The 2,563-nt window shown below is 65.9% G+C and carries 4 protein-coding genes; 2 read left to right on the top strand and 2 right to left on the bottom strand.

The genetic code is table 11. The features are described 5' to 3' along the window. The first annotated feature begins 98 nt into the window (after positions 1-98). Positions 99-311, top strand: coding sequence for a hypothetical protein (locus tag V7E05_RS14100; protein ID WP_333620258.1), 213 nt, complete (start codon positions 99-101; stop codon positions 309-311). 89 nt (positions 312-400) lie between these two features. Here V7E05_RS14100 and V7E05_RS14095 read toward each other — a convergent pair whose 3' ends face one another. Further along, on the bottom strand, positions 401-850 hold the full coding sequence (locus V7E05_RS14095; RefSeq protein WP_333620257.1) for a DoxX family protein: 450 nt from the start codon (positions 848-850) through the stop codon (positions 401-403). A gap of 187 nt (positions 851-1,037) precedes the next feature. Here V7E05_RS14095 and V7E05_RS14090 point away from each other — a divergent pair, with 187 nt between their 5' ends. Further along, complete coding sequence (locus V7E05_RS14090) at positions 1,038-1,310, top strand: hypothetical protein (RefSeq protein WP_333620256.1); 273 nt, start codon at positions 1,038-1,040, stop codon at positions 1,308-1,310. Positions 1,311-1,409: 99 nt separating this feature from the next. Here the strand turns inward: V7E05_RS14090 and ccsB are convergent, their stop codons facing one another. Continuing rightward, positions 1,410-2,396, bottom strand: coding sequence for a c-type cytochrome biogenesis protein CcsB (gene ccsB, locus V7E05_RS14085; protein WP_333620255.1), 987 nt, complete (start codon positions 2,394-2,396; stop codon positions 1,410-1,412). Positions 2,397-2,563: the final 167 nt, after the last annotated feature.

Raw genomic sequence — 2,563 nt, 5'->3', positions numbered from 1 at the left:
GTTCCGTCGTCCGTCGTCCGTCGTCCGTCGTCCGGACGATTGTCGCGGCCGAATGAACTGTCGAGTCTGGGCGATAGGTCGGGTGACGCGACCGTCGCATGAATAACGAAGGGCCTGCAGCCATGTTCATGGAGCCCTTTACCGGACCGATCAGCGGATTGATCCAGAACATCACCGGGGGCAGCACCATGGCCTCTGTCGAGGGCCTCGGCGCCCTCGGAGTCCCCGAGAACGCCGCGATGACCGCGGGCGCCTTCGCGATGATGCCGGGTTGGGTCATCGCCGCCATCTTCAACAACTTCGGGCTCTAGCGACTGGGCGGACGGCAGAGCCGAAACGAAAAGGCCGCCACAGTGGAACTCCACTGCGGCGGCCTTCGTGGTTTTCGGATTCGATGCCCCTAGACGAGCACCCCGCGCTTGCGTGCGGCGAACGCGCCGTCGATGCCGAAGCGCCCGGAGCCCGCGAGGGCGAAGAGGAGTGCGCCCACGCCGAGAACCGCGACGAACTCCCAGCCACCGTCGGTGGAGAAGAATCCCTTGTCCCCGTGGACGTAGTAGATCGCGCCCGCCATGTCGAGGAGGAACAGGACGCCGAGCACCCGGGTGATCGCGCCGAGAACCAGGAGCACTCCGCCCACGAGCTCGAGGATGATGACCACGGCCGCGGAGACCGTGGGAGCCGGGATCCCCATGCCCGCGAAGGCATCGGCCTGGCCGGCGATTCCGAAGTCGTGGAACTTCTGCCAGCCGTGGGCGATGAATACGCCGCCGAGCATGAGGCGGAAGAGCAGGAGCCCGAGGTCGTTGAGACGCAGGCTTGCCGCGGGGGTGAGTGGGGTTCGGAACATGGGGCTACCTTCGGATGTTCGGGAACAGACAGTTTTATTGTTGTCGTATCAACTAGATTGGCGCAACCGCCCCTCCCGAGACTTTCGACACACGCCGAAGATCGGGGTTCTCCCCGACGCCGAAGTCCCTGCGTCTCAGTAGGCTCGGACGCAAGCACTCATCGAACTTCTGCACCGGAGGTGCCTCATGGGATTCACCCTCACCGCGATCATCATCGCGGTCCTCGCCGGAGTCGGGGCCTACTTCGCCTGGAGCCAGAACCGGATGGTCGCCATCGCCTGCGGCGTGGTTTGCGCGGTCGCCTCGTCGTTCGCGATCATCGCCGCGTTCGTCAAGGCTGTCGCCCTTATCTTTAAGCTGCTTCCGATCCTCCTGCTCGTGCTCGCCATCTGGCTCATCTACCGGGCCGTCACCAAGCGGCGGCACACCAACGCCGCCGAGCACACCTACCGCCCCTGATCGAACCCACACGACCACAGAACGACGGCGCCGCCCCCGGAAGGGAGCGGCGCCGTCGACGTTTCGGGCCGGGTCAGGCCAGGCCAGGTTGGGCCTGGCCTAGCCGAGTCCCGCGTAGGAGTGCAGGCCGGAGACGACCATGTTGATGAAGAACAGGTTGAAGATGTTGACCACGAGTCCGGCGCAGTTGATCCACGCCGCCCGCTTTGCGCCCCAGCCTGTCGTCGCACGCGCGTGGAGGTACGCGGCATAGACGATCCAGTTGACGAAGGCGACGGTCTCCTTGGGGTCCCAGCCCCACGGGCGGCCCCACGCGGACTCGGCCCAGATGGCGCCGAAGATGATCCCGAGGCCGAAGATCGGGAAGCCGATCATCGTCGCGTAGTAGGCCATCCGGTCGATGGATTCCTTCGATGGCAACGGCCGCGCGATGGCGCCGAGGACGCCAGTCTCCTTCCCCTTCTCCTGGTACGAGCGAAGGAGGAAGGCGATGGAGAACAGGCCCGAGAGCAGCAGGATGCCCGAGCCCAACGTGATCGTCGTGACGTGGATCGGCACCCAGTAGGACTGCAGCGCCGGCATTACGGGCGCCGCGTCGGTGTAGAGGGACTTCGCGGCCACCGTCATCATGATGAGAACGGGCAGCAGCACCCACGGCCACAGCTGGCGGTAGCCCGGCTTGCGCAGGAACCACAGCGAGATGGCCATCGCGAAGGTCAGGGTGAAGACCACGTACTCGTACATGTTGCCCAGCGGCATACGCGACGTGGCAAAGCCGCGGAGCACGATCGAGGCGGCCATGAATACGGTGCCGAGCGCGGCGAACAGGTACGCGAGGCGCGCCCACGGCCCCTCGGAGGTCTCGCCAGCCTCCGCCTCGGTGACCTCGGTCGAGGAGGTCGACGACGACACCGTCGTCGAGGAGCCGCCGCCGGCCATCGCCATCTCTCGCTTCGGCGCGACCTTCTGCACGCGGTAGCGCGCATAGCCGAAGGCCGAGACCACGAGCCCCACGAGGAGCAGCGCGAATGCGGTATTGAATGTGAGGTCGGAGTACCTGGCCAGGTCCGTGTTCACGTCGACCATCAGGAGTCTTCTTTCTTCGTCGAGCCGCTCGCCGTACCCACGGCGCCACGGGGAGTCGAGGCCGCCGAGACCTCGGCAGCCTCGAGAGAGTCCACGACCGATTGTCTCATGCGGTCGAATTCCTTACCCCATCCGGCGCGATCGGTCCGGGCGAGGCCGCCGAGCGC

Source organism: Dietzia sp., from assembly GCF_036741115.1.
GTDB lineage: Bacteria > Actinomycetota > Actinomycetes > Mycobacteriales > Mycobacteriaceae > Dietzia.
Note: the sequence above shows the minus strand (reverse complement) of the source record. Positions and strands in the feature narration are given on the sequence as shown.

Excerpts from the sequence above, each read along its gene's own strand:
- ccsB (WP_333620255.1), bottom strand. The coding sequence starts at position 2,396 with ATGGTCGACGTGAACACGGACCTGGCCAGGTACTCCGACCTCACATTC.
- V7E05_RS14100 (WP_333620258.1), top strand. The coding sequence starts at position 99 with ATGAATAACGAAGGGCCTGCAGCCATGTTCATGGAGCCCTTTACCGGA.
- V7E05_RS14095 (WP_333620257.1), bottom strand. The coding sequence starts at position 850 with ATGTTCCGAACCCCACTCACCCCCGCGGCAAGCCTGCGTCTCAACGAC.
- V7E05_RS14090 (WP_333620256.1), top strand. The coding sequence starts at position 1,038 with ATGGGATTCACCCTCACCGCGATCATCATCGCGGTCCTCGCCGGAGTC.